This window comes from Pseudomonas sp. D4002 (assembly GCF_013385665.1).
In the GTDB taxonomy this organism is placed as follows: Bacteria; Pseudomonadota; Gammaproteobacteria; order Pseudomonadales; family Pseudomonadaceae; genus Aquipseudomonas.
Window position 1 is genome coordinate 200,214 of sequence record NZ_JACAPN010000015.1, and the last position, 22,123, is coordinate 222,336.

A 22,123-nucleotide genomic window follows, 5' to 3' on the forward strand; every position below is an offset into this window, starting at 1 on the left:
TAAGTTCCAGGGGCGGGTCGACACGGCTATGACACGTACAGCCTTCCCGCCCCGGGTAAGGTGTTCGTGTCATAGGTCTTGTCAAACCCCGGTCCGTCTGTGCGGACTCCTGGGTCGCATACGCCATGGCCTGTTGACCAAGTATGTTGACGTATGCCGGACGAGCGTGGCGCTCGTGGGAGACTACTCCCCTAGGACGGAGCGGATTCTGCCTAGGCAAAATCCATTCGGCAAGCCTTCTTTTGGAAAAAGAGCTCAGCCGCGCTTGGCACGGTAAATGCGAAAACCCTGACCTTCTGCCTTGATTGCGCACACGCCAAGATGCTCTTCAATCAGCGGCTGATACTTCAGGAAGCTGTTCGCAACCAAGCGAAGTTCGCCGCCTTTTGCCAGATGTTTGGCCGCTTTTCGTAGCAGGTTCTCGGTGGCGAAATAATCGGTGTGCACCCCGACGTGGAACGGCGGGTTACTCAGAATCGCGTTCAGATTCATCGGAGCAGCGTCGATGCCATCACCGGTCAACACCTCGGCTTCCAGGCCATTGGCCGCCAATGTCAGGCGACTGCTGGCAGCGGCAAAGGCATCCACGTCGAGCATTGTCACCGTGTTATGCGGGTAGCGACGCTTGACCGCTGCCCCGAGCACACCCGCGCCACAACCGAAATCCAGCAAGTGACCGCTCGGCAACTTGTCCAGATGCTCCAGCAGCAATGCGGTTCCGCGATCCAGCCGACCGTGGCTGAACACGCCCGGCAGGCTCACCACCTTGAGCGGGCCCTCAGCCAGCGGCACCTCGAACACCTGCGCCAGGCTCTCCAGTTCTACCGGCTCGGGGGCGTTGGCCACCGTCACCAGCCACAACTGGCAGTGCCGCGCGTTGTCGAGCTTGCGCGGCTTGCCGAACGGATTCAGTTGCTTGGCCGCGCTTTCGATGCCGCCTTTCTTCTCCCCCACCAGGTACAACTCCTTGCCGGGCAAACGCGCCGCCACGGCATTGAGCAGGTAGTCGGTGAGGTCCTTGGACTTGGGCAGGAACACCACCGCGGTCTCGAACGAACGCTCGGGCACGTTCACACCGAACTGGCTGCGCTCGGCAAAACGTGCGTCCAGTGCGGCCTGGTCGCCGGCGTGCCAGCTCCAGCCATGGGCATTGGGCAGGCGGCCCAGCAGGTCGTCGGCGGGCAAGCCCACCAGCAGCACGTCGCCTTGAAAAAGTTCGGCCTGGCGAAGCAGTACTTCACTGCGCGGATCCATGGTCTGCTCCTTGAAAAGGGGCGCAGTTTATCAACTGACGACGCGCAGCGGGGCGCCGCTGAAAAAGCCCTGAGCGTTTTCGATCAATTGGCCGACGATCCGCTGCCGGGCTTCGCGGCTGCCCCAGGCGTTGTGCGGGGTGACGATCAAGCGCGGGATGTCGCCGGCCAGCAACGGGTTGCCGTTCACCGGCGGTTCCACGCTCAATACATCGGTCGCCGCGCCGCCCAGGTGCCCACTGCGCAAGGCATCGGCCAGGGCCTGTTCGTTGATCAGGCCACCACGGGCGGTGTTGACGATAAACGCGCCGGGCTTGAGCAGCGCCAGTTCGCGGGCACCGATAAAGTCGCGGGTGTGTTCGTTGAGCGGGCAGTGCAGGGTCAGTGCGTCGACCTGCGCCAGCAACTCGTCCAGCGGCACGCGATCGGCACGGGCCGGGCGGCCTGGAATGGCGCCCAGGATCACGCGCATGCCAAAGGCTTCAGCCAGGCGCGCAACGGCACCGCCCAATTCACCATGGCCCAGCAGCCCGAGGGTTTTGCCTTCCAGTTCGACGATCGGGTAGTCCAGCAGGCAGAACTGCTTGGCTTGTTGCCAGTGCCCCGCCTGCACATCCCGTTGATAGTCGTTCAGGCGCGTCGCCAGGTTCAGCAGCAGCATGATCGTATGCTGCGCCACCGATGGCGTGCCGTAACCCTGGCAATTGCTCACGGTAACGCCGTGGGCGCGGGCGGCGGCGAGGTCGACGTTGTTGGTGCCGGTGGCGGTCACCAGGATCAGCTTCAGCTCGGGGCAGGCCGCCAGGGTCTCGGCATTCAGCGCGATCTTGTTGCTGATCGCCACCTGCGCGCCTTGCAGGCGTTCGATAATGTTTTCGGGTGTGGTCTGCTGGTGCAGGCTCAGTTCGCTGAAGAGTGCCTGCAACCCGCTGAGGTCCAGGTCCCCGAGGTCCAGGGAAGGGTGATCAAGGAAGACGGCGCGGCGATTGTTCGTCATCAACTGTACCTTTTGCGGCGGGATTCGAAGGCGTAATCTGCCGAGCCTATCAGATGAAATAATCAGTTACTTCCTGGAGTGTGCATGTACCTCACCGAGTTCTTGACCGTGGCACTGATTCACCTGTTGGCGGTGGCCAGCCCTGGCCCGGATTTCGCCGTGGTGGTACGTGAAAGCGTGACCCATGGCCGACGTGCAGGCACCTGGACGGCGTTGGGCGTCGGGTCGGCGATTTTCCTGCACGTGGGGTATTCGCTGCTGGGCATCGGGTTGATCGTGTCCCAGTCCATCGTGCTGTTCAATGCGCTGAAATGGGCGGCGGCGGCCTACCTGCTGTACATCGGCTTCAAGGCCCTGCGCGCCCAGCCGGCCAAGCCTGCCAGTGAAGAAGACCTGCACCTGGAAGCGGGCGAGCGCACTGCCCGTGGTGCGTTTACCTCAGGGTTTGTCACCAACGGCTTGAACCCCAAGGCCACGCTGTTCTTCCTGTCGCTGTTCACCGTGGTGATCAATCCCCACACGCCGTTGGCGGTCCAGGCCGGTTATGGCGTGTACCTGGCCGTGGCGACCGCGATCTGGTTTTGCCTGGTGGCCATGCTGTTCAGCCAGCAACGCGTACGCGCCGGTTTTGCACGCATGGGCCACTGGTTCGACCGCACCATGGGCGCGGTGCTGATTGCCATCGGCGTGAAGCTGGCGTTTACCAGCATGAAATAAGCCGGATGCTGGCGCAAAGCTAGCATTCATTGGGTTCTGCAAATCATTCCTTTGGCTGATTTGGCTGAAACATAAGCGCTCTACAGTGCAGATGTTTCAGCCAAGACCGTGCAGTCAGATAAGGGATTCGTATGTTGCAGACTCGTGTTATCCCGCCCGCCGAAGGCGCCTACCAATACCCGCTGTTGATCAAACGCCTGTTGATGTCCGGGACACGCTACGAGAAGACCCGGGAAATCGTCTACCGCGACCAGTTGCGCTACACCTATCCGACCCTGATCGAGCGCGTCGCCCGCCTGGCCAATGTGCTGACCGAGGCCGGGGTCAAGGCCGGTGATACCGTGGCCGTGATGGACTGGGACAGCCACCGCTACCTGGAATGCATGTTTGCCATTCCGATGATTGGTGCGGTAATCCACACCATCAACGTGCGCCTGTCCCCGGAACAGATTCTGTACACCATGAACCACGCCGAGGACCGCTTTGTGCTGGTCAACAGCGAGTTCGTGGGGCTCTACCAGGCCATCGCCGGCCACCTCACCACCGTCGACAAAACCCTGCTGCTCACCGATGGCGCGGACAAAACCGCCGAGCTGCCCAACCTCGTGGGTGAGTACGAAACATTGCTCGCGGCGGCGAGCCCCCGCTACGACTTCGAGGATTTCGACGAAAACTCCGTCGCCACCACCTTCTACACCACGGGCACCACGGGCAATCCCAAGGGCGTGTACTTCACCCACCGCCAACTGGTGCTGCACACCATGGGCGTGGCGACCATCATGGGCAGCGTCGACAGCGTGCGGCTGTTGGGCACCAACGACGTCTACATGCCGATCACTCCGATGTTCCACGTGCACGCCTGGGGCCTGCCGTATGTGGCGACCATGCTCGGCCTGAAGCAGGTTTATCCAGGCCGCTACGACCCCGAATACCTGGTGGAGCTGTGGCGCAAGGAGAAGGTCACCTTCTCCCATTGTGTGCCGACCATCCTGCAAATGGTGCTCAACGCCAAGGCCGGCCAGGGCGTGGATTTCGGCGGCTGGAAAATCGTCATCGGTGGCAGCGCCCTCAATCGCTCACTGTATGAAGCCTCCAAGGCCCGCGGGATCCAACTGACAGCGGCGTACGGCATGTCCGAGACCGGGCCGCTGGTGTCCTGCGCCCATCTCAATGAAGAACTGATGGTGGGTACCGAAGACGAGCGCACCACCTACCGCATCAAGGCCGGCGTGCCCGGGCCATTGGTGGAAGCGGCGATCATCGATGGCGAGGGCAACTTCCTGCCCGCCGACGGTGAATCCCAGGGCGAGCTGGTGCTGCGCGCGCCATGGCTCAGCGAAGGCTATTTCAACGAGCCGCAGAAGGGCGCCGAGCTGTGGGCCGGCGGCTGGATGCACACCGGCGATGTGGCCACCCTCGATGCCTTCGGCGTGATCGATATTCGCGACCGCATCAAGGACGTGATCAAGACCGGCGGCGAGTGGATCTCCTCGCTGGCCCTTGAGGACCTGGTCAGCCGCCACCCGGCGGTACGCGAAGTAGCGGTGGTGGGGATTGCCGACCCGCAGTGGGGTGAGCGCCCGTTTGCGTTGCTGGTGGTGCGTGATGGCCATGTGATAGGGGCCAAAGAGCTGAAGGAACATCTCAAGCCGTTTGTGGAATTGGGCCACCTGAGCAAGTGGGCGATTCCAAGCCAGATCGCCGTTGTTACGGAAATTCCCAAGACCAGCGTCGGCAAGCTCGACAAAAAACGTATCCGTGTCGACATCATTGAATGGCAGGCCAACAACAGCACCTTCCTTTCCACTCTCTGACGCTGCTTGCCGTGCCCTCGCGGGCACGGCAGCGCTCTAGTCCAAGCCTTCACTTGTGATTTGCCAATTTTCAGCCATCCTTCCGTCGCTGACCTTCGTCAGCATGGCGAAAAGGACTGTGGCAGACGGGTTGGTGATGCAAATCACACTTTAGAGGGATCAAGCGGTACCCCCTGCTGGCTATAGTTCATCCCAGAGTTTTTCAAGGTGCGGTGCTGTGAACCTGGCGGGTTCATCTGTTCGCCCGGCATTGGAATCGTTGTATTCCGGCCGTTACAAGCCCTTAGAAACGACTCACTGCCATAACAATAATGCACATGGAGTAGCGTCGATGATCTCAGCACACCAGTTCTGGCGCCGGGCAAAACTGCCTTTGGCCGTCAGCCTCGCCTCTACGCTCGCCGGGCCTGCATTCGGCGTCAGTTTCAACATCGGTGAAATCGAAGGCAGCTTTGACTCGTCCCTGTCGGTCGGGGCCAGTTGGTCGACGGCGGGTCGCAATAAAGACCTGATCGGTGCCAACAACGGTGGCAGGGGGTTGTCGCAAACCTCGGATGACGGTCACCTGAACTTCGACAAAGGTGATTCCTTCTCGAAGATCTTCAAAGGCATTCATGACCTTGAGTTGAAATACGGCGACACCGGCGTGTTTGTCCGGGGCAAGTACTGGTATGACTTCGCGCTGCAAAACGAAGACCTGGACTTCAAGAATGTCAGCAACAACAACCGCAAAGAGGGCGCCAAGTCTTCTGGCGGGCAGATTCTCGATGCATTCATCTATCACAACTACACCATTGCTGATCTGCCAGGTAACGTGCGGTTCGGCAAGCAGGTGGTGAGTTGGGGTGAAAGTACCTTTATTGGTGGCGGTATCAACTCCATCAACCCGATCGACGTGTCCGCATTCCGTCGTCCCGGGGCCGAGATCAAGGAAGGCCTGATCCCGGTCAACATGTTCTATGTGTCGCAGACGCTGACCGATAACTTGTCGGCAGAAGCGTTCTATCAGTTGGAGTGGGACCAGACGGTGACCGACAACTGCGGGACGTTCTTCTCGCAGCCGGATGTGGTTTCCGATGGTTGTAACAACAACCTGCGGGTGCTGAACAAGCGCTCGACCATTCCAGGCGCTGCACTGCCTACCCTCAACGCCCTGGGCGTGGATGTGAACAACGAAGGTGTGCTGGTGCGCCGTGGGCCGGACCGTGACGCCCGCGACAGCGGCCAGTTCGGCGTGGCGATGCACTACAACTTCGAGCCGCTGGATACCGAATTCGGCGCCTACTTCATGAACTACCACAGCCGTGCGCCGATCTTCAGCGCCCAAGGTGCGCCAGCATCGGCCTATACCCGGCCTTTGGGGCCGCTGGGTGCGCTGCGGCCGCTGATTGTTGCGGGCAGTTCCAACTACTTCATTGAGTACCCTGAAGACATCCGCCTGTACGGCTTGAGCTTCTCCACCACGCTGCCTACCGGTACTGCCTGGAGCGGTGAGTTGAGCTATCGGCCAAATGCCCCAGTACAGCTCAGCACCACCGACATTCTTTATGCGGGTGTCACGCCGATTCCGGGCTACGGGAATGCCTCGGTGCTGAAGGGCACGCCAGGCCAGGATCTGCATGGCTACAATCGCAAAGAAGTGACGCAGTTCCAGACCACCTTTACGCACTTCTTTGATCAGGTCATGGGCGCCAGTCGTTTGACCACGGTCGGTGAAATTGGCGTGACCCACGTCGGTGGCCTGGAAAGCAAATCCGACGCACGTTATGGCCGAGATCCGGTCTTCGGTCCTGGCACGCTGCCAGGCGGGTTCTGTAACGCCCTTAACAACTCGACGGCCAACGGCGCCGGTCTGCCGAACGCCGCTGGCCTGAACACCAACTGCAACAACGACGGCTACACCACGGCCACCTCCTGGGGCTATCGCGCTCGTGCCATCTGGGAGTACCCGGACGTCTTCGCCGGTGTAAACCTCAAGCCCAACGTGGCGTGGTCCCATGACGTCAAAGGCTACTCGCCAGGTCCTGGCGGCAACTTTGAAGAGGGGCGCAAGGCCGTCAGCCTGGGTGTCGATGCCGAGTACCAGAACACCTACACCGTCAGCCTCAACTACACCAACTTCTTTGGCGGCAAATTCACCACGGTGGATGACCGTGACTTTATCGCCTTGAGCGCTGGCGTGAACTTCTAAGCACACTCTCTTTAAGCAGTATGTTTTAAGGAAGAACCAGAACATGAAAATAACTAAAAATCTGTTGCAGGTGGGTGTGCTGGGGCTGTCGATCATGGCGGGTAGCGTCATGGCGGCGGTCTCGGCGGATGAAGCCGCCAAGCTCGGCACGACTCTGACCCCGATGGGCGCCGAAATGGCCGGTAACGCGGCCGGCACCATCCCTAAATGGTCGCCGCTGCCCACCAACGCCGGTGCCGTGGATGCCCGTGGCTTCCTGGCCAACCCGTACGCCAGCGAACAGCCGCAATTCACCATCACCGCGCAGAACGTCGAGCAGTACAAGGACAAGCTGGCGCCGGGGCAGTACGCGATGTTCAAGCGCTACCCCGACACCTTCAAGATGCCGGTCTACCCGACCCATCGCGGCGCCACGGTGCCGGCTGATGTGTTCGCCGCCATCAAGAAAAACGCCACCAGTACCAACCTGGTGTCCGGCGGCAACGGCCTGGAAAACTTTGAAACCGCCGTACCGTTCCCGATTCCGAAAAGCGGCGTTGAAGTGATCTGGAACCACATCACCCGCTATCGCGGCGGCAGCGTGACCCGCCTGGTGACCCAGGCCACGCCGCAAACCAACGGCTCCTTCAGCCTGGTGTATTTCCGTGATCAGTTCGTGTTCCGCGACAAGATGAAGGACTACGACCCGAAAAACCCGGGCAACATCCTGTTCTACTTCAAGCAGCAAGTGACTGCGCCGGCACGTCTGGCCGGTGGTGTGCTGCTGGTGCACGAAACCCTCGACCAGGTGAAAGAGCCGCGTTCGGCGTGGGTCTACAACGCCGGCCAGCGTCGTGTGCGCCGGGCGCCGCAAGTATCGTATGACGGCCCGGGTACCGCCGCCGACGGCCTGCGTACTTCCGACAACCTCGACATGTTCAACGGTGCACCGGACCGCTACGACTGGAAACTGGAAGGCAAGAAGGAACTGTACATCGCCGAAAACAGCTACAAACTCGACGATCCGAAGCTCAAGTATGTCGACATCATCAAGGCCGGCCACATCAACCAGGACCTGGCGCGCTACGAGCTGCGCCGTGTGTGGCATGTGGTTGCAACCCTGAAGGAAGGCCAGCGCCACATTTACGCCAAGCGTGATTTCTTCATCGACGAAGACACCTGGCAAGCCGCGGTCATCGACCACTACGACGGTCGTGGCCAGCTGTGGCGCGTGGCTGAAGCCCATGCCGAGAACTACTACGACAAGCAAGTGCCGTGGTACGCCCTCGAAACCCTCTACGACCTGCAGTCCGGCCGCTATCTGGCCCTGGGCATGAAGAACGAAGAGAAACAGGCCTATGACTTCGGTTTCACCGCCACCACCAGCGACTTCACCCCGGCGGCCCTGCGCCAGGATGGTGTTCGCTAACTTGCTGTAAACGAGGCCGCATCCTCGAAGAAGCCCCGACTGGTTCGGGGCTTTTTTTTGCGCGACCACTGTGGCGAGGGAGCTTGCTCCCGCAGGGATGCGTAGCAGCCCCAAAAACGGGAGCGCTGCGCACTCCAGTGGGAGCAAGCTCCCTCGCCACAGAGTGTCGGTCGTTACAGAAGAAGTCCGGATATTTTTTGTTGTAGTCTTTTTCAGACAAATGTTGCAAAGATCTACAAAGCTGCCGCTTTTACCGCTAGTCTGCGGACATCTGCAATGCCGACAACAGCCTTCTACAAGAGCCCGGCGATGACTGATCTGTCCCGAATTCAAGGGCCTGCCAGCGCGGTGATTCCGACCCTGGAAGGTCGCTTCTATCGACCCCCACTGCCTGACGGCTACGTGTTGCGACCGCGCCTGTGCGAACGGCTGAGTGAAGGGTTGGCCGGGCGTCTGTTGCTGGTCAGCGCCCCGGCCGGGTTCGGCAAGAGTTCGCTGGCGGTGGAGTTCTGCCAGAGCCTGCCGGCCCACTGGCAAAGCCTGTGGTTGGGGCTAAGTCCCCGGGACAACGACCCGGGACGTTTTCTTGAACGCCTGCTCGACGGCTTGCAGCAATACTTCCCGCAGTTGGGCGCCCAATCCCTGGGCCTGCTGAAAATGCGCCAGCGTCACCAACCCTTCGCCTTTGAAGAATGGCTCGACGGCCTGCTGGATGAACTGACGGTGCATCTGTCGACCCAGGCGCCGCTGTTGCTGGTGCTGGATGACTACCATCTGGCCCAGGGCCCGGTACTCGACCGCTGCCTGCAATTTTTCCTCAATCACCTGCCCGACGGCCTGCTGGTGCTGGTCACCAGCCGCCAGCGTCCCGACTGGCACCTGGCCCGACTGCGCCTGTCCCGGCATTTGCTGGAGCTGCACGAGCAGGACCTGCGCCTGACTCACGGCGAATCCCTGGCGCTGCTGGATCGCCACAGCAGTTCATTGCGTGGTGAAGCCCTGGATAACCTGATCCGGCGCAGCGAAGGCTGGGTGGCCGGCCTGCGTTTCTGGCTGCTGGCGGCTTCCGAGGCCGGCAGCGAAGGTACGCTGCCCCAGGGTTTGCACGGCGGGGAAGGGCTGATCCGCGATTACCTGCTCGAAGAAGTCATCGACTGCCTGCCCTCGGAAGTCCAGGCGTTCCTCTACGACACCGCGTCCCAGGAGCGCTTTTGCAGCGAGCTGTGCGACGCCGTGCGCGAGGCCCACGACAGCACGGAAATCCTGCGCTACCTGCAAGCCCACCAGGTATTCCTGGTGCCGCTGGACGAGCAGGGCCATTGGTACCGTTATCACCATCTGTTTTCCGACCTGCTGCGCACCCGGCGCGCGAGCAATGCCGTGTTGCCGGCAGCCAGCCTGCACCTGCGGGCCTGCCGCTGGTTCAATGCCCAGGGCTTGATCGACGAGGCAGTGGAGCAGGCGCTGCGTGCGGGCCACCTGGATGTGGCGGCAAACCTGGTGCAGAACCTGTCCGAAGAGCAACTGCTGGCGGAGCAGAATGTCGGCATGCTGCTGCGCTGGAAAATGGACTTGCCCGACAGTTTGCTGATGAGTACGCCACGCCTGATCGTGCTCTACAGCTGGGCGTTGGGCCTGGCCTGCCAGCTGGATGCGGCGCAGGAACTGGCCAGCCACCTCAGCCGTTTTTTACCGGCCCCGTCGGCCACCGCGCAAAAGTCGATGCTGGCGCAATGGCTGGCCCTCAGCGGGATTATTGCCCGGGGCCGTGGTGATCGTGAGCTGACCCAGTCGTATTGCAGCGAGGCCCTGGAAAGCCTGCCGCACAAACGCTATGGCCAGCGGTTGATGTGCCTGTCGACCCTGTCCAACCTGGCCATTGTCGACGCCGACCTGTGGCGCGCCCGCGGCCTGAACCGCGAATCCCTGGAGTTGGCGCAGCGGGTCGGCAATCCATTGTTTGAAGCGCTGGCCCATTACGACCGAGCCCGTGTACTGCAGGCCCGTGGCGAGATCCTGCGGTCGCTGGATGAGGTGCGCCAGGGCCTGCAACGTTTGCAAGGCCTGGCGCCGCAACGCCTGTACGCAGTGCGCGCGCGCCTGGCGTTGTACGAAGGCTATTTGCTGCTGATGCGCTGCCAGCCTGAAGCCGGGCTCGCTCGGCTGCGTGCCGGGTTGACGGAGGCGCGAGCCTGTCGGGATATCAGCGTGTTGATTGGCCACTGTGTGATCGCCAGCTTCGAAGGTCGCCGTGGCGACTTCTCCGTGGCCTTTGCCGAACTGGCCGAGGCCGAGCGCCTGATGCATATCTGGGACGTGCCGCCGATTTTCTATCTGGCGATGATCACCCTGGTCAAATGCGAGCTATGGCTGGCTCAGGGGCGCACCGACCTGGCCGATGCCTGGCTGACGCGGCTGGGGCAAACCTACAACGGTGAACAGGCCGCTGCCGCACCGGAGTTCCACCCGCACCTGCCGCAACATATCGAGTTGCAACAGGCGGCACTCGACGCCATCCGTCATCAGCCGGCGGCTTCACTGCAACGGCTCGATGAACTGGCACGCCAGGCCCATAACAGCGGCCGGCAGATGATCAGCCTGATGGCGCTGACCCAGCAGGCACTGTTACTGCTGGACGGTGGCCAGGAAGCCCAGGCCCGCCCGGTGTTTGCCCGCGCGCTTGAAGCGGCTGCCGGTGGCGCGATGCAACCTTTCCAGCGCCTGTTGGAACGCTATCCCGAGTGGACGCGGGAGCAGCTTTCCCGGGATCCCCATGGACTGATGAACCAGAGCCTGCTGGCACTCTTGCCGGATGTTGCAGTAGTTGAAACCCCACACACACTGGAGACCCTGAGCGCCCGTGAACTGGCGGTGCTGCACCTGATCGCACAGGGTTGTTCAAACCAGGAGATCAGCAATCAGCTGTTTATCTCCCTGCACACCGTGAAAACCCACGCCAGCCATATCAACAGCAAGCTCGGGGTGGAGCGGCGCACACAGGCGGTGGCGCGGGCGCAGGAGATGGGATTGCTGGGGTAGAAACCTGGATCAATGGGATCGAAAGCCCCAGACGATTTCCACCACGCGGGCTGCCACCAGCACATAGATCAGGATAAGCAGCAGCTGAAGGACCAGGTGATAACGCAGTTTGGCGAGCCGGCGGATGCCATCGCTCACATTCAGCACCATCAGCAAGCTTGAGACCACGATCAAGCCCCACCCGGCCACGCTTGACGCCAGGATGCCGAGGAACAGCTCATGTTTCCCGGCCAGTGCGTTGGTGCCCGCAGCAAACAACAGCGCGCATACCAGCAGGTTCTTCACATTGTCGAAGACCTGGGTGCTGAAGTCATTCTCCAGCAGTTGCTGATACCACTTCCAGAATGTGCGCATGGCTCGATCCCCCGGATCAATGTTTACCGCACGGCGGGGCACTCACTCGATGACTTGTCGGCGGCCTGGCTGAGCAGTGCGGCAAACCGCTTGACGTTGTTTTGCTGCGCGATCACCAGGTCGTCAATGGTCGGGCCGGATGGCGACTGCACCACCGTCCGGCATGTCAGCGGCGTGCGTTCGTCCGTGCCCGTCTGGCGAAGCCGCCATTTGACGTCGAGCAGGGCGTACTGCCCGGGGATCGAGTCAAAGCGCTGGACCTCAATGCGCACCGCCAGGTTTTTCCGGCTGCTGGCGAGTTGATCCACCAGCGCGCTGCGCAACTCATCCACCAGGCTGGCAGCCCACCATTGCGTCTCGAGAATGGCCACGCCGCTGTCACCCTGGCGGATGACAATCTGTGGCCGGTCGACCTGTGGCGGGACCGTGATGCTTTCAATCCGGATCTCGCCCCCCGCGGCCAATGACGCATTGCTGCGCTGCACCGGCGTCAGGGTATGAAATTGAATGGGCTCACTGCGGCACGCCGTCAGCAGCAGCAACCCGGTGAGCAGCGTGATCTTCAGCGGCAAAGCCATGGTGGTTGCTCCTGTGGTCATTTGCGCGGTGGCCCTTGCAGGTCGGAGGGCGCGGCGTTGTCGGGGCGACCGCGAATCAGCGATTCGGGATGGCGTGCCAGGTAGTCCGACAGCTCTCGCAGGGAGCGCGACATGCGGCTCAGTTCGTCCAGGGTCTGGGTCAACTGTTCCCGTTGCGGCGAATCCTCGGCCAGGGTCGAACTGGCGGATTGCAGGGTTTTACTCACGTCGGCCAGCGTGTTTTGCACCCCCGGCAGAGTCTTGGCGTTGAACTGGCCGAGACCCTTGCGCAGTTCCACCAGGCTGCCGTCGAGGTTGCCGGCAATTCGCTCGATTGGCAGTTGGTTGATCTTGTTGACGATGCCTTCGAGTTTTTCCTGCAGTTGTTCCAGGTTGCCGGGGATGGTCGGAATACTGACGGGGCGCAGGTTCGGGTCAAACACGACTTTGTCGGCCTTGGGGAAGAAGTCCAGGGCGATATAGAGCTGGCCAGTGAGCAGGTTGCCGCTGCGGGCCTGGGCGCGCAGGCCGTGTTCGATGAAGCTGCCCATCAGGCGCACACCGCCGGCTTCGTCGTTGGGGTCATGCTTCAAGACCGTGAGCATTTTGGTGTTGGCTTCGCCGAGGCGCTGCGGGTAGATCACGATGCCGACGTTGACCGGGAAGCTGCGTTTTTTCTCGTCGAAATCCAGGTTGATCGACACCACTTTGCCGAATTCGATACCCAGGAATTCCACTGGTGCACCCACCGTAAGCCCGCGCAAGGCCTGGTCGAACCGCAGGTTCAGGTATTGCGCCTTGCCATTGGGCGGGGCCAGCGCGGTTTGCTGGTCGGCGAACAGTTCATAGGAGTGTCCTTCGTCGGCCGGCTTGTCGTTGGGGCTGTAGGGCGGGGCGAGGAAGGCGATGCCGCCCACCAGCATGGACGACAAGGATTCGGTTTTCAGCGCAAACCCGTTGGCGCCGACACTCACATCAATCCCGCTGGCGTTCCAGAACCGGGTGTTCTCGGTGACGTAGGCGTCATTGGGTGCATGCACGAACACGTCGATGTTCACGCCCTTGCCGTCAGCGTCCAGGGCATAGGCCACCACCTGGCCAACGGGAATCTTGCGGTAGTACACGGGGGAGCCGATATCCAGCGAACCCAGATCCTGGGTGTGCAGCGTGAAGCGCTTGCCCGGTTCGCCATAGGTAATGGGCGGCGGGTTTTCCAGGCCGGTGAACCGGTTGGCGCGGGTATCGGACTGGCCGATATCGGCGCCGATGTAATCCCCGGAGAGCAGCGTGTCGATACCGGAAACGCCACCGGCGCCGATACGTGGGCGCACCACCCAGAACTGCGAGTCTTCACGGGTGAAGCTTTCAGCCTGTTTGGACAGTTTGATCGTGGCGTTGACGCTTTTCTGATCGTCGCTCAACTCCACGTCAGTCACCTGGCCGATCACCACGTTGCGGTATTTCACGTCGGTCTTGTTGGCGGTCAGGCCGCTGCCGGTCTTGAAGGTAATGGTAATGCTCGGCCCTTGCTGAAGGATGCTGTGCACCACCAGCGAAATGCCCACCAGCACCGCGACAATCGGCACGATCCACACCAGCGAGACGCTGAAGCGCCGCGTCTTGATCGCAGGCGAGCCCGCAGGCTGCGGTTTGTCAGTGGTTTGCGACGCCATCCGGCATCTCCTCGTTGTGTGGGTTTTCCCAGATCAGGCGCGGGTCGAAACTCATTGCCGAGAGCATGGTGAAAACCACCACCAGGCCAAAGAACAGAATGCCCAGGCGCGGCTCGATGGTGCCCAGGGCCTGGAACCGCACCAGGGCGGCCACCAAGGCCACCACGATCACATCCAGCATCGACCAGTAGCCAATCACTTCGACGAAGCGAAACAGCTTCGAGCGCTCCTTGCGCGCCCACTGGTTATTGCGCTGCACGGTGACCAGCAGCAACGTCAATGCGACGAACTTGATACCCGGCACCGCGATGCTGGCGATGAAAATGATCAGGGCGATGTCCCAGGCGCCGTGCTGCCAGAACTCCAGCACGCCGCTCATGATGGTGCTGTCGGCGCCCGAGCCGAGCATCGAGGTGTTCATCACCGGCAGTAAGTTGGCGGGCACGTAAAACGCCAGCGCCGTCAGCATATAGGCCCAGGTACGGGTCAGCGAATGGACCTTGCGCCGGTGCAGCGGCGCGCCGCAACGCTCGCATTCGTCGGGCGCGGTGCTGACGTCGCAAGCCTGGCCGCAGCTGTGGCACAGGCACAGGTTCAGCTCGCTGGCGGTCGGTGGACGGCTCATAAAATGTCCCACAGGTCGCGAATATCACGCCCCGCAATGCGGATCAGCAACAGGCTGAGGGCGGCCAGGGCAAACAGGCCGGTGCCGGGCAACACATCCAGCATGCCGGCGAGTTTGAACACCGCCACCATGGCGCCCAGCAGGCAGACTTCGAGCATGCTCCAGGGCCGAAGCGCTTCGAGCCAGCGCATGCACAGCTTGAACGCCGGCGAGCGTTGGCCCTTCATCGCAAAGCCCAGCACCCAGATCAACAGCAGCAACTGGAACACCGGCGCGATGATGATGGAAATCGCCGCCACCAGCGCGATGAAGGTGATCGGGCCCTGGGCCAGTGCGACCACCGAATCCCATAACGTGGCGCTGCTTTTCAGGCCTTGCAGGCTGATGCTCATCACCGGGTAGAAGTTGGCGAAAATCCACAGCACGGTGGCGGTCAGGGTCAGGGCCAGGCGTTGTTCCACCGACAGCCCGTTATAACGCTGGAGTACGCCTGCGCAGCGGGTGCAAAGGGTCTTCTGATGTTTGGCGAGCGTGACTTTTTCGTACACGCAATCGCAGTGTTCGCAGATGATCAATGGGCTGAGGGTCGCCATAAGTCCCACTCCATGCGCTATACGTTGCGCGTTGTATGACTGGCGCCAGAGTAGCTTAGCAGTTGCCGGGTTTGACAGCCGTGCGCTCGCGAGCGCTTTCGGATCGGGTGCAGGGTCGAACATACTGTGCGCCGGAATGCAGTACAAAAGAGTGTGCCTTTGAATTTGCAGGAATACCCATGAATATTCAGTCTCCCGCGCTGATCCGCGAAACGTTCCCGGTAGGCCCGTTGCAGTGCAACTGCACGATCATCGGCGACCCCGTCACCAAAAAAGCCATCGTCGTCGACCCGGGCGGCAACCATGAGCTGATCCTGGCGCGCCTCGATGCGCTGGGCCTGAAAGTGGTCAGCATTATTCACACCCACGCCCATCTCGATCACTTCCTGGCCTCCGGGCAGTTGAAGGAAAAAACCGGCGCTACCCTGCACTTGCACAAGGACGACCAGTTTCTGTGGGACAACCTGGAAATGCAGTGCCAGATGTTCCGCGTGCCTTACACGCCAGTGCCGTCGCCGGATCGTTGGCTGGAGGATGAAGAAGAGCTGGCCTGTGGTTGCGGGGTTGCCTTGCATACACCTGGACACACACCCGGCTCGATGAGTTTCTGGTTCGCCGATGCGAAGTTGCTGATTGCCGGCGACACCCTGTTTCGGCGCGGCGTGGGCCGTACGGATTTGTGGGGCGGTGACCAGGCGACCATCGTGCGCTCGATCAAGCAACGGCTCTACACTCTGGATGAAGCGGCGGTGGTGGTGACAGGGCACGGTCCGGACACGCGCCTGGGAGATGAAATGCGTGAGAATCCGTTTGTCCGCGCGTGAAGCAAAATGTGGGTAGTTTTTCGGATACCAAGTGGCAACTATCAGACGAAACATATAGAGAAAATGACAATCACCGTTCAGGAAGTCTCTGCTAGGGTTTGAGTGTGGCCGGGCTTGTGTGGAGATGGAATTTTTACCGTTTGTCGTGTTCCAAGCTCGGCACAGGTCCAATGCCAATGTCCTCTGCATCACCGAATGCAAAAGTAGGAGCTTCCTTCATGTTCACTTCTCGTCGTCTGCTTGTTGTTGCTACTGCCGTAGCCCTGTTGTCGGGCTGCGCTTCACCTAATCCTTATGACGGCAGCCAGGCACAGGGTGGTGGCTCTTCCGGTGTGAGCAATACCGCCAAGTATGGTGGCCTGGGCGCCCTGGCTGGTGCGTTGGCGGGTGCAGCCATCGACCACAACAATCGCGGCAAGGGTGCGCTGATCGGCGCTGCCGTCGCCGGTATCGGTGGTGCGGGCTACGGCTACTACGCCGACCAGCAGGAAAAGAAACTGCGCGCCAGCATGGCCAACACCGGTGTCGAAGTGCAGCGCCAGGGCGACCAGATCAAGCTGATCATGCCGGGTAACATCACCTTCGCCACCAACTCGGATGCGATCTCCAGCAGCTTCTACACGCCGCTGAACAACCTGGCGAACTCGCTGAAGCAGTTCAACCAGAACACCATCCAGATCGTTGGCTACACCGACAGCACCGGCAGCCGTCAGCTCAACATGGACCTGTCCCAGCGTCGTGCGCAGAGCGTGGCCAATTACCTGACCTCCCAAGGTGTCAGCCCGACCAACCTGAGTGCCCGCGGTGCCGGCCCGGATAACCCGATCGCCAGCAACGCCGATGTCAATGGCCGTGCCCAGAACCGTCGTGTGGAGGTCAACCTGGGCCCGATCCCTGGCCAGCAGTACGGTCAGCCGGCCGCCCAGCAGCAACAGGCGCCGCAGCAGAACAACCAGTTCCAGGGCAACCCGTATCAGCAGTACCAGTAACCTGTAGTCAACAAAAAGGGCGCCGTGCAATCCATGCACGGCGCCCTTTTTTGTGGCTGACGATAAATCAGTCGATGTATTCGAACAGCTTCACGATCTTCTGTACGCCGGACACACTTTGTACCAGGTTGGCGGCGCGGGTGGCTTCTGCCTGGGTCAGCAGGCCCATCATGTAGACGATGCCGTTGTCGGTGACGATCTTGATCCGAGAGCCGGGAATGGCGCTGTCGGTCAGCATCTGCGTCTTGATCTTGGTGGTCAGCAGGGCGTCGTTGCTGATAGCCAGCAGGGTGATCGGCTCCATCACCTGCAGTTCGTTGTGAACCTTCTTGACCCGCTGCACAGTGGCGGCAGCTTGTTCAGCCTGGGCCTTCAAGTCGGCGCGCGGGGTTTGGCCGGTGAGCAGCACCACGCCGTTGAAGCTGACGACCACGATGCGCGACGCGCCGTTGCCCAGGTCTGGAGCGGCCTTGGACACGTTGACGGAAACCTTGGTCTCGATCAGTGAGTCATCGATTTTGCTGCCGAAAGTGCGGGTGCCTTTATCGTCCTGGATGGGCGTGTCGCGGCTCGCTTCGATTACCGAGCTGCAGCCGCTGATGCCTAGGCACAGCGTGATTGCCAATAGGCTAAGGCGTTTAACGGTCATTCTTCACTCCCGAACAGTTGGCTGTCGATCAGATCGCACAGGCAGTGGATCGCCAGCAGGTGGACTTCCTGGATACGTGCGGTGACATTGGCCGGGACGCGGATTTCCACGTCTTCGGGCAACAGCAGCGAGGCCATGCCGCCGCCGTCGCGTCCGGTCAATGCTACGACAATCATTTCACGATCATGTGCGGCCTGGATCGCTTGAATAATATTCGCCGAGTTACCGCTGGTGGAGATCGCCAGCAGGACGTCCCCCGGCTGGCCAAGGGCGCGGATCTGTTTGGAGAAGATTTCGTTGTAGCTGTAGTCGTTGGCGATCGAGGTGATCGTCGAGGTGTCGGTGGTCAGGGCGATGGCCGGCAGGCTCGGGCGCTCACGCTCGAAGCGGTTGAGCAGCTCGGAGGAGAAATGCTGGGCATCGCCGGCCGAACCGCCGTTGCCGCACGAAAGCATTTTGCCTTCGTTGAGCAAGGCGTTGACCATGACCTGACTGGCTTGCTCGATGTGCGGTGCAAGTACGTCCATCGCCTGTTGCTTGGTATCGATACTGGCCTGGAAAAGCTGGCGAATTCGGGATTGCATGTCCATCTGTGTGACCTTAAGTAGCGCGGCTGTTTGGCACAGGAATGTGCAGCCCGCAAAGCAAAGAGCAAAAGTGTGCGGTGTAGATGTCCGGCGAATCAGCTGTCAAAGGCATCTTGCAGCCAGTTCAGATCGGCTGTTCCCCGGGGAGTGCTTTCTATGGCAACCACATCGAAACGGCAGGGATGATCGGCCCAGCGACGCTCCTTGAGCAGGAAAAACTGCGCGGCGAGTATCAACTTCTGGCGCTTGCGCCCGTCGATACTGGCGAGCGCGCCACCCCATTGTGCGTGTTTTCTGTAGCGGACTTCGACAAATACTACTGTATCGCCGTCAAGCATGACCAGATCAAGCTCGCCGCGTTTGCATAACCAGTTCTGCGCCAGGAGGCGCAGACCTTGTCGTTGCAGGTACTCGAGAGCTTGAAGTTCGGCGTCCTTGCCGCTTTGTGCGCTTGACCGCTCGGGCATCAGCGCGGGGTATCAGGCAGGCGCTGGATCTCGCCACCGACGAACTTCGCCCATGGCATCTGGCGGTCGACACGCTGGCTGGCGCTGACGCCCAGGTTGCCCGACAGGCCGTCGACACGAGTGTCCGGCAGTGCCTTGAGCTGCCCCAGGCGCGGCGCCAGGCGGTAGGCATCCACACCCATCGCATAAAGACGGCCAAGGCTGCCGTTGGCTTGTGGCCATTGGGCGGCGACCTGGTTGCGCAGCGGGTCGGTGGTGTTCAGCAGCCAAGGGGTTTCGCAGAACATCACGTTGGTCATGTCCAGGTACTGGTTCTTGTCGCCACTGGCGCTGAACACGTGGGACGTCGCATACACCGGCACGTCGCCAGCGTATTGGAAGTTCAGGGTCGGCTTGATCTGCTGGGCCAGTTGCGGAGTCACGGCCAGGAAGATGAACTCGATGTCCTGGCGGCGCGATGGCTGGGCGGAAACATCCGAACCTACCGTGCTTTGCAGGCTCTTGGCGCGGCCTTCGCTCTTGCGCAGCTGGAACAGGTCGGCAATCTGCTGGGCCAGGGCTACCGGCTGGTCAACGTACTCGACGCCCACCACGGTGCCGCCATTGGCTTCCCAATCCTGACGGAATGCCTTGTAGACGCGCTCGCCCCATTCGCCTTTCGGCACCATGGCGGCGGCGCGGTGCAGGCCATCGGCGCGAGCACGACGGGACACTTCACGGGCTTCGTCTTCAGCGGCCAGGCCAAACTGGAACAGTTGCGCCGGGTTCTGGTCGGCTTCGCTGTAGTTCAGGGCCAGGGTGGTGATCGGCAATTGCGGGCGTGCGCTGAGTTGCTTGACCAGCGGTTTCTCCAGCGGGCCGACCACCAGTTGCACGCCGGCGGCCTGGGCCTTGGCGTAGAAGTCGTCGATGGAGGTCAGGCGCGAGCTGTCGTAGAACTCGATCACCGGCGGCTTCTGCCCGGCTTGTTCAGCCTGGTAGTGCGCGGCCATGAAGCCTTCGCGCAGCGCCTTGGCAACGCCGGCCAGCGGACCTTCCTGCGGCAGCAGCAGGGCGATCTTGTTCAGCGGCTGGCTGGCCAGTTCCTTGAGCTTGGTCAGCGGCTGCGGCAATTGCGAAGCTGCCGGGTGGCCAGGGTTCTGGGCGCGCCAGGTGTCGATGGCCGCCTGCTGTTGCTCCAGAGTACCGGCGCCCTTGACTGCCTGGGCCAGGCTGATCCAGCCGTCCAGCGTCGGGTTGCCGCTGGCTTGCAGTTGATCGGCAGGCAAGGCGGCAATCAGTGCCCAGATGGCTTCGTGGTTGCTGTTGTAGGCATCGCCCGTCAGCAGCGGGGCCATGGCGACGCGCTCGCGGGCGGCGGCCAGGGTCTGGCCGTCGGCCTCATAGGCGCGGGCATGCACGGTGCCCGTGCGGATCTGCTGTTCAGGCGGCAGTTCCTTGAGGCTTTGCAGGCTCGGGTGATTCAAGGCCGTCAACGCTGCCTTGGGCTGGTTGCGGGCCATCGCCAGTTCAGCCGACAGGGTGCTGGCAAATACCTGCGCCGCCGGTTTCAGGACGTCCAGTGGCACCTGGGCAAGAATCTGCGCCGAGCGTCCCGGATTGTTTTGGTGAAACGCCAGGTCAGCCGCACTCAAGCGCAACAGCGCGGCTTTTTCCGGAGTCTTGGCCGAAGTCGCCTGTTCGAGCAGTTGCTCGATGCTGGCATCCGGAGTCCGGGGGAGGTCGCCAAGGCTGGACGAGGGCGAGCTGGCGCAAGCCGCCAACAGGGCAGCGAGGCAGAGGGCAGAGAACAGCCGCAGGCAAGCGATCATGTAAGTGTTCCTGATACCGATCAAATTAGCGTGGAATTGTACCCAAGCACTGGCCGGGGCGCGATGTTACTGGCGTGAAACCGTCTATTTAGGTCGTGTAAATGTTGCAGGACCCAATAGGCGGCTGAAATCGAACCCGCCCCGAGGGCATATATTCAAGGCGTCTACGCGCTACAATGTGGCTTTTGCCAACCATCGAGGTGTGCGTTTTGACTGCTCCAGGTCCTTTGAATTCCACTGCAGGCTCGCTTTTTGTCGTGGCGACGCCCATTGGCAACCTGGACGACATCAGTGCGCGTGCGCTGAAAGTGTTGCGCGACGTAAAACTGATCGCGGCTGAAGACACTCGGCACTCCCAGCGGTTGATGCAGCATTTCGGTATTCCGACCCCCTTGGCCGCCTGTCACGAACACAACGAGCGTGAAGAAGGCAGTCGTTTTATCACTCGTTTGTTGGCGGGTGATGACGTGGCGTTGATCTCGGATGCGGGTACGCCGCTGATTTCCGACCCTGGCTATCATCTGGTTCGCCAGGCGCGGGCGGCTGGTATCAATGTAGTGCCTGTTCCGGGAGCGTGCGCGCTGATTGCTGCATTGTCTGCTGCCGGCTTGCCGTCGGACCGGTTTATCTTCGAAGGCTTCCTGCCTGCCAAGGCCGTCGGGCGCCGGGCACGCCTGGAACTGGTAAAGGAAGAGCCACGCACGCTGATCTTCTACGAAGCCCCGCACCGCATCCTTGAGTGCCTGCAGGATATGGAGCTGGTGTTCGGCGGCGATCGCCTGGCACTGCTGGCGCGGGAAATCACCAAGACCTTCGAAACCCTCAAGGGCTTGCCGCTGCAGGAACTGCGCGAATTCGTGGAAGGCGACAGCAATCAGCAGCGCGGCGAGTGCGTAGTGCTGGTAGCCGGCTGGTCGGCGCCGGAAAGCGAAGATGCCGTGGGCAGCGAGGCAATGCGCATTCTTGACCTGCTGCTCAAGGAGATGCCATTGAAGCGCGCCGCTGCATTGGCCGCGGAAATAACCGGCGTACGCAAGAACGTCCTGTATCAAGTGGCGCTGGATAAACAAAAGGGCGAATAGTTCCGGGTTCCAGCCTGCACTCCGTCTGAACATGATGGCATTAGTGTCTTTTAATACTTGTTCTAACGCCGCCGTGCCGTTAACCTGCGCGGCGGAGAGTCGATTGGACAGTCGCTGCCTTCTATGAAAATTAGAGGGGGGAGGAAAGTCCGGGCTCCATAGGGCGAAGTGCCAGGTAATGCCTGGGAGGCGTGAGCCTACGGAAAGTGCCACAGAAAATAACCGCCTAAGTACTTCGGTACCGGTAAGGGTGAAAAGGTGCGGTAAGAGCGCACCGCACGACTGGCAACAGTTCGTGGCTAGGTAAACCCCACTTGGAGCAAGACCAAATAGGGTCCCAAGGCGTGGCCCGCGCTGGGACCGGGTAGGTTGCTAAAGATGTCCAGTGATGGCCATCGTAGACGAATGACTGTTCAAGACAGAACCCGGCTTACAGATCGACTCTCCACCTTTTTTCCTTCTGTCCGAATCT

19 protein-coding genes, 1 other RNA gene and 1 riboswitch are annotated in these 22,123 nt (G+C 61.2%); of the genes, 9 read left to right on the plus strand and 11 right to left on the minus strand.

The window, feature by feature from the left end; translation table 11 throughout:
* Positions 1-84: 84 nt before the first annotated feature.
* Positions 85-204, minus strand: a riboswitch (yybP-ykoY riboswitch).
* A gap of 51 nt (positions 205-255) precedes the next feature.
* A complete protein-coding gene (locus HX824_RS08850; RefSeq protein WP_008434258.1) occupies positions 256-1,254 on the minus strand; it encodes a class I SAM-dependent methyltransferase in 999 nt (332 codons plus the stop codon).
* 30 nt (positions 1,255-1,284) lie between these two features.
* The gene (locus HX824_RS08855) at positions 1,285-2,250 is read right to left on the minus strand and encodes a 2-hydroxyacid dehydrogenase (protein ID WP_003216168.1); all 966 of its coding nucleotides are present in this window, start codon (positions 2,248-2,250) and stop codon (positions 1,285-1,287) included.
* An 84-nt stretch (positions 2,251-2,334) separates the two neighbouring features.
* On the opposite strand from HX824_RS08855, the gene HX824_RS08860 reads away from it, so the two are divergent.
* The 5 genes from HX824_RS08860 (at position 2,335) to HX824_RS08880 (ending at position 11,419) form a co-directional block, all read left to right on the plus strand.
* Positions 2,335-2,967: a LysE family translocator gene (locus HX824_RS08860; protein WP_003216169.1), complete on the plus strand. Its 633-nt coding sequence runs from the start codon at positions 2,335-2,337 to the stop codon at positions 2,965-2,967.
* Between the two features lie 131 nt (positions 2,968-3,098).
* On the plus strand, positions 3,099-4,781 hold the full coding sequence (locus HX824_RS08865) for a fatty acid--CoA ligase (protein WP_008434254.1): 1,683 nt from the start codon (positions 3,099-3,101) through the stop codon (positions 4,779-4,781).
* Positions 4,782-5,112: 331 nt separating this feature from the next.
* Positions 5,113-6,972 carry a DUF1302 domain-containing protein gene (locus HX824_RS08870; protein WP_008434252.1) on the plus strand — a complete coding sequence of 620 codons (1,860 nt, stop codon included), beginning with the start codon at positions 5,113-5,115 and terminating at the stop codon, positions 6,970-6,972.
* A 43-nt stretch (positions 6,973-7,015) separates the two neighbouring features.
* A complete protein-coding gene (locus tag HX824_RS08875; RefSeq protein WP_008434250.1) occupies positions 7,016-8,380 on the plus strand; it encodes a DUF1329 domain-containing protein in 1,365 nt (454 codons plus the stop codon).
* Positions 8,381-8,689: 309 nt separating this feature from the next.
* The gene (locus HX824_RS08880; RefSeq protein WP_177054438.1) at positions 8,690-11,419 is read left to right on the plus strand and encodes a LuxR C-terminal-related transcriptional regulator; all 2,730 of its coding nucleotides are present in this window, start codon (positions 8,690-8,692) and stop codon (positions 11,417-11,419) included.
* 9 nt (positions 11,420-11,428) lie between these two features.
* On the opposite strand, the gene HX824_RS08885 is transcribed toward HX824_RS08880, so the two are convergent.
* The 5 genes from HX824_RS08885 to HX824_RS08905 are packed head-to-tail and all read right to left on the minus strand — an operon-like array spanning position 11,429 to position 15,242.
* A complete protein-coding gene (locus tag HX824_RS08885) occupies positions 11,429-11,773 on the minus strand; it encodes a hypothetical protein (RefSeq protein WP_003216175.1) in 345 nt (114 codons plus the stop codon).
* Positions 11,774-11,796: 23 nt separating this feature from the next.
* A complete protein-coding gene (locus HX824_RS08890; protein WP_008434246.1) occupies positions 11,797-12,351 on the minus strand; it encodes a membrane integrity-associated transporter subunit PqiC in 555 nt (184 codons plus the stop codon).
* Positions 12,352-12,368: 17 nt separating this feature from the next.
* A complete protein-coding gene (locus HX824_RS08895) occupies positions 12,369-14,024 on the minus strand; it encodes an intermembrane transport protein PqiB (RefSeq protein ID WP_177054439.1) in 1,656 nt (551 codons plus the stop codon).
* Positions 14,005-14,649 carry a paraquat-inducible protein A gene (locus HX824_RS08900; protein WP_003216181.1) on the minus strand — a complete coding sequence of 215 codons (645 nt, stop codon included), beginning with the start codon at positions 14,647-14,649 and terminating at the stop codon, positions 14,005-14,007. Before HX824_RS08900 ends, HX824_RS08895 begins: the two co-directional genes overlap by 20 nt.
* Positions 14,646-15,242 (minus strand): paraquat-inducible protein A, encoded by a 597-nt coding sequence (locus HX824_RS08905; protein WP_003216183.1) that lies wholly within the window; start codon positions 15,240-15,242, stop codon positions 14,646-14,648. Before HX824_RS08905 ends, HX824_RS08900 begins: the two co-directional genes overlap by 4 nt.
* A 179-nt stretch (positions 15,243-15,421) precedes the next feature.
* Here HX824_RS08905 and HX824_RS08910 point away from each other — a divergent pair, with 179 nt between their 5' ends.
* Together HX824_RS08910 and HX824_RS08915 are read left to right on the plus strand one after the other, a co-directional pair.
* Positions 15,422-16,066, plus strand: a complete 645-nt coding sequence (locus HX824_RS08910) for an MBL fold metallo-hydrolase (RefSeq protein ID WP_177040264.1) — start codon at positions 15,422-15,424, stop codon at positions 16,064-16,066.
* A 218-nt stretch (positions 16,067-16,284) separates the two neighbouring features.
* Positions 16,285-17,055, plus strand: coding sequence for an OmpA family protein (locus HX824_RS08915; protein ID WP_032899265.1), 771 nt, complete (start codon positions 16,285-16,287; stop codon positions 17,053-17,055).
* Between the two features lie 67 nt (positions 17,056-17,122).
* Here HX824_RS08915 and HX824_RS08920 read toward each other — a convergent pair whose 3' ends face one another.
* The 4 genes from HX824_RS08920 to HX824_RS08935 all read right to left on the minus strand — a co-directional run bounded on the left by HX824_RS08920 (position 17,123) and on the right by HX824_RS08935 (position 20,569).
* The gene (locus HX824_RS08920) at positions 17,123-17,704 is read right to left on the minus strand and encodes a BON domain-containing protein (RefSeq protein ID WP_087692852.1); all 582 of its coding nucleotides are present in this window, start codon (positions 17,702-17,704) and stop codon (positions 17,123-17,125) included.
* Complete coding sequence (locus tag HX824_RS08925) at positions 17,701-18,294, minus strand: phosphoheptose isomerase (protein WP_003216190.1); 594 nt, start codon at positions 18,292-18,294, stop codon at positions 17,701-17,703. Before HX824_RS08925 ends, HX824_RS08920 begins: the two co-directional genes overlap by 4 nt.
* A gap of 92 nt (positions 18,295-18,386) precedes the next feature.
* Positions 18,387-18,758, minus strand: coding sequence for a YraN family protein (locus HX824_RS08930; RefSeq protein ID WP_003216193.1), 372 nt, complete (start codon positions 18,756-18,758; stop codon positions 18,387-18,389).
* A complete protein-coding gene (locus HX824_RS08935; RefSeq protein ID WP_008434234.1) occupies positions 18,758-20,569 on the minus strand; it encodes a penicillin-binding protein activator in 1,812 nt (603 codons plus the stop codon). Before HX824_RS08935 ends, HX824_RS08930 begins: the two co-directional genes overlap by 1 nt.
* A 176-nt stretch (positions 20,570-20,745) precedes the next feature.
* Here HX824_RS08935 and rsmI point away from each other — a divergent pair, with 176 nt between their 5' ends.
* Both rsmI and rnpB read left to right on the plus strand, forming a co-directional pair.
* On the plus strand, positions 20,746-21,651 hold the full coding sequence (gene rsmI, locus HX824_RS08940; RefSeq protein ID WP_161635740.1) for a 16S rRNA (cytidine(1402)-2'-O)-methyltransferase: 906 nt from the start codon (positions 20,746-20,748) through the stop codon (positions 21,649-21,651).
* 95 nt (positions 21,652-21,746) lie between these two features.
* Positions 21,747-22,100: RNase P RNA component class A (rnpB, locus tag HX824_RS08945), an RNA gene on the plus strand.
* Positions 22,101-22,123: the final 23 nt, after the last annotated feature.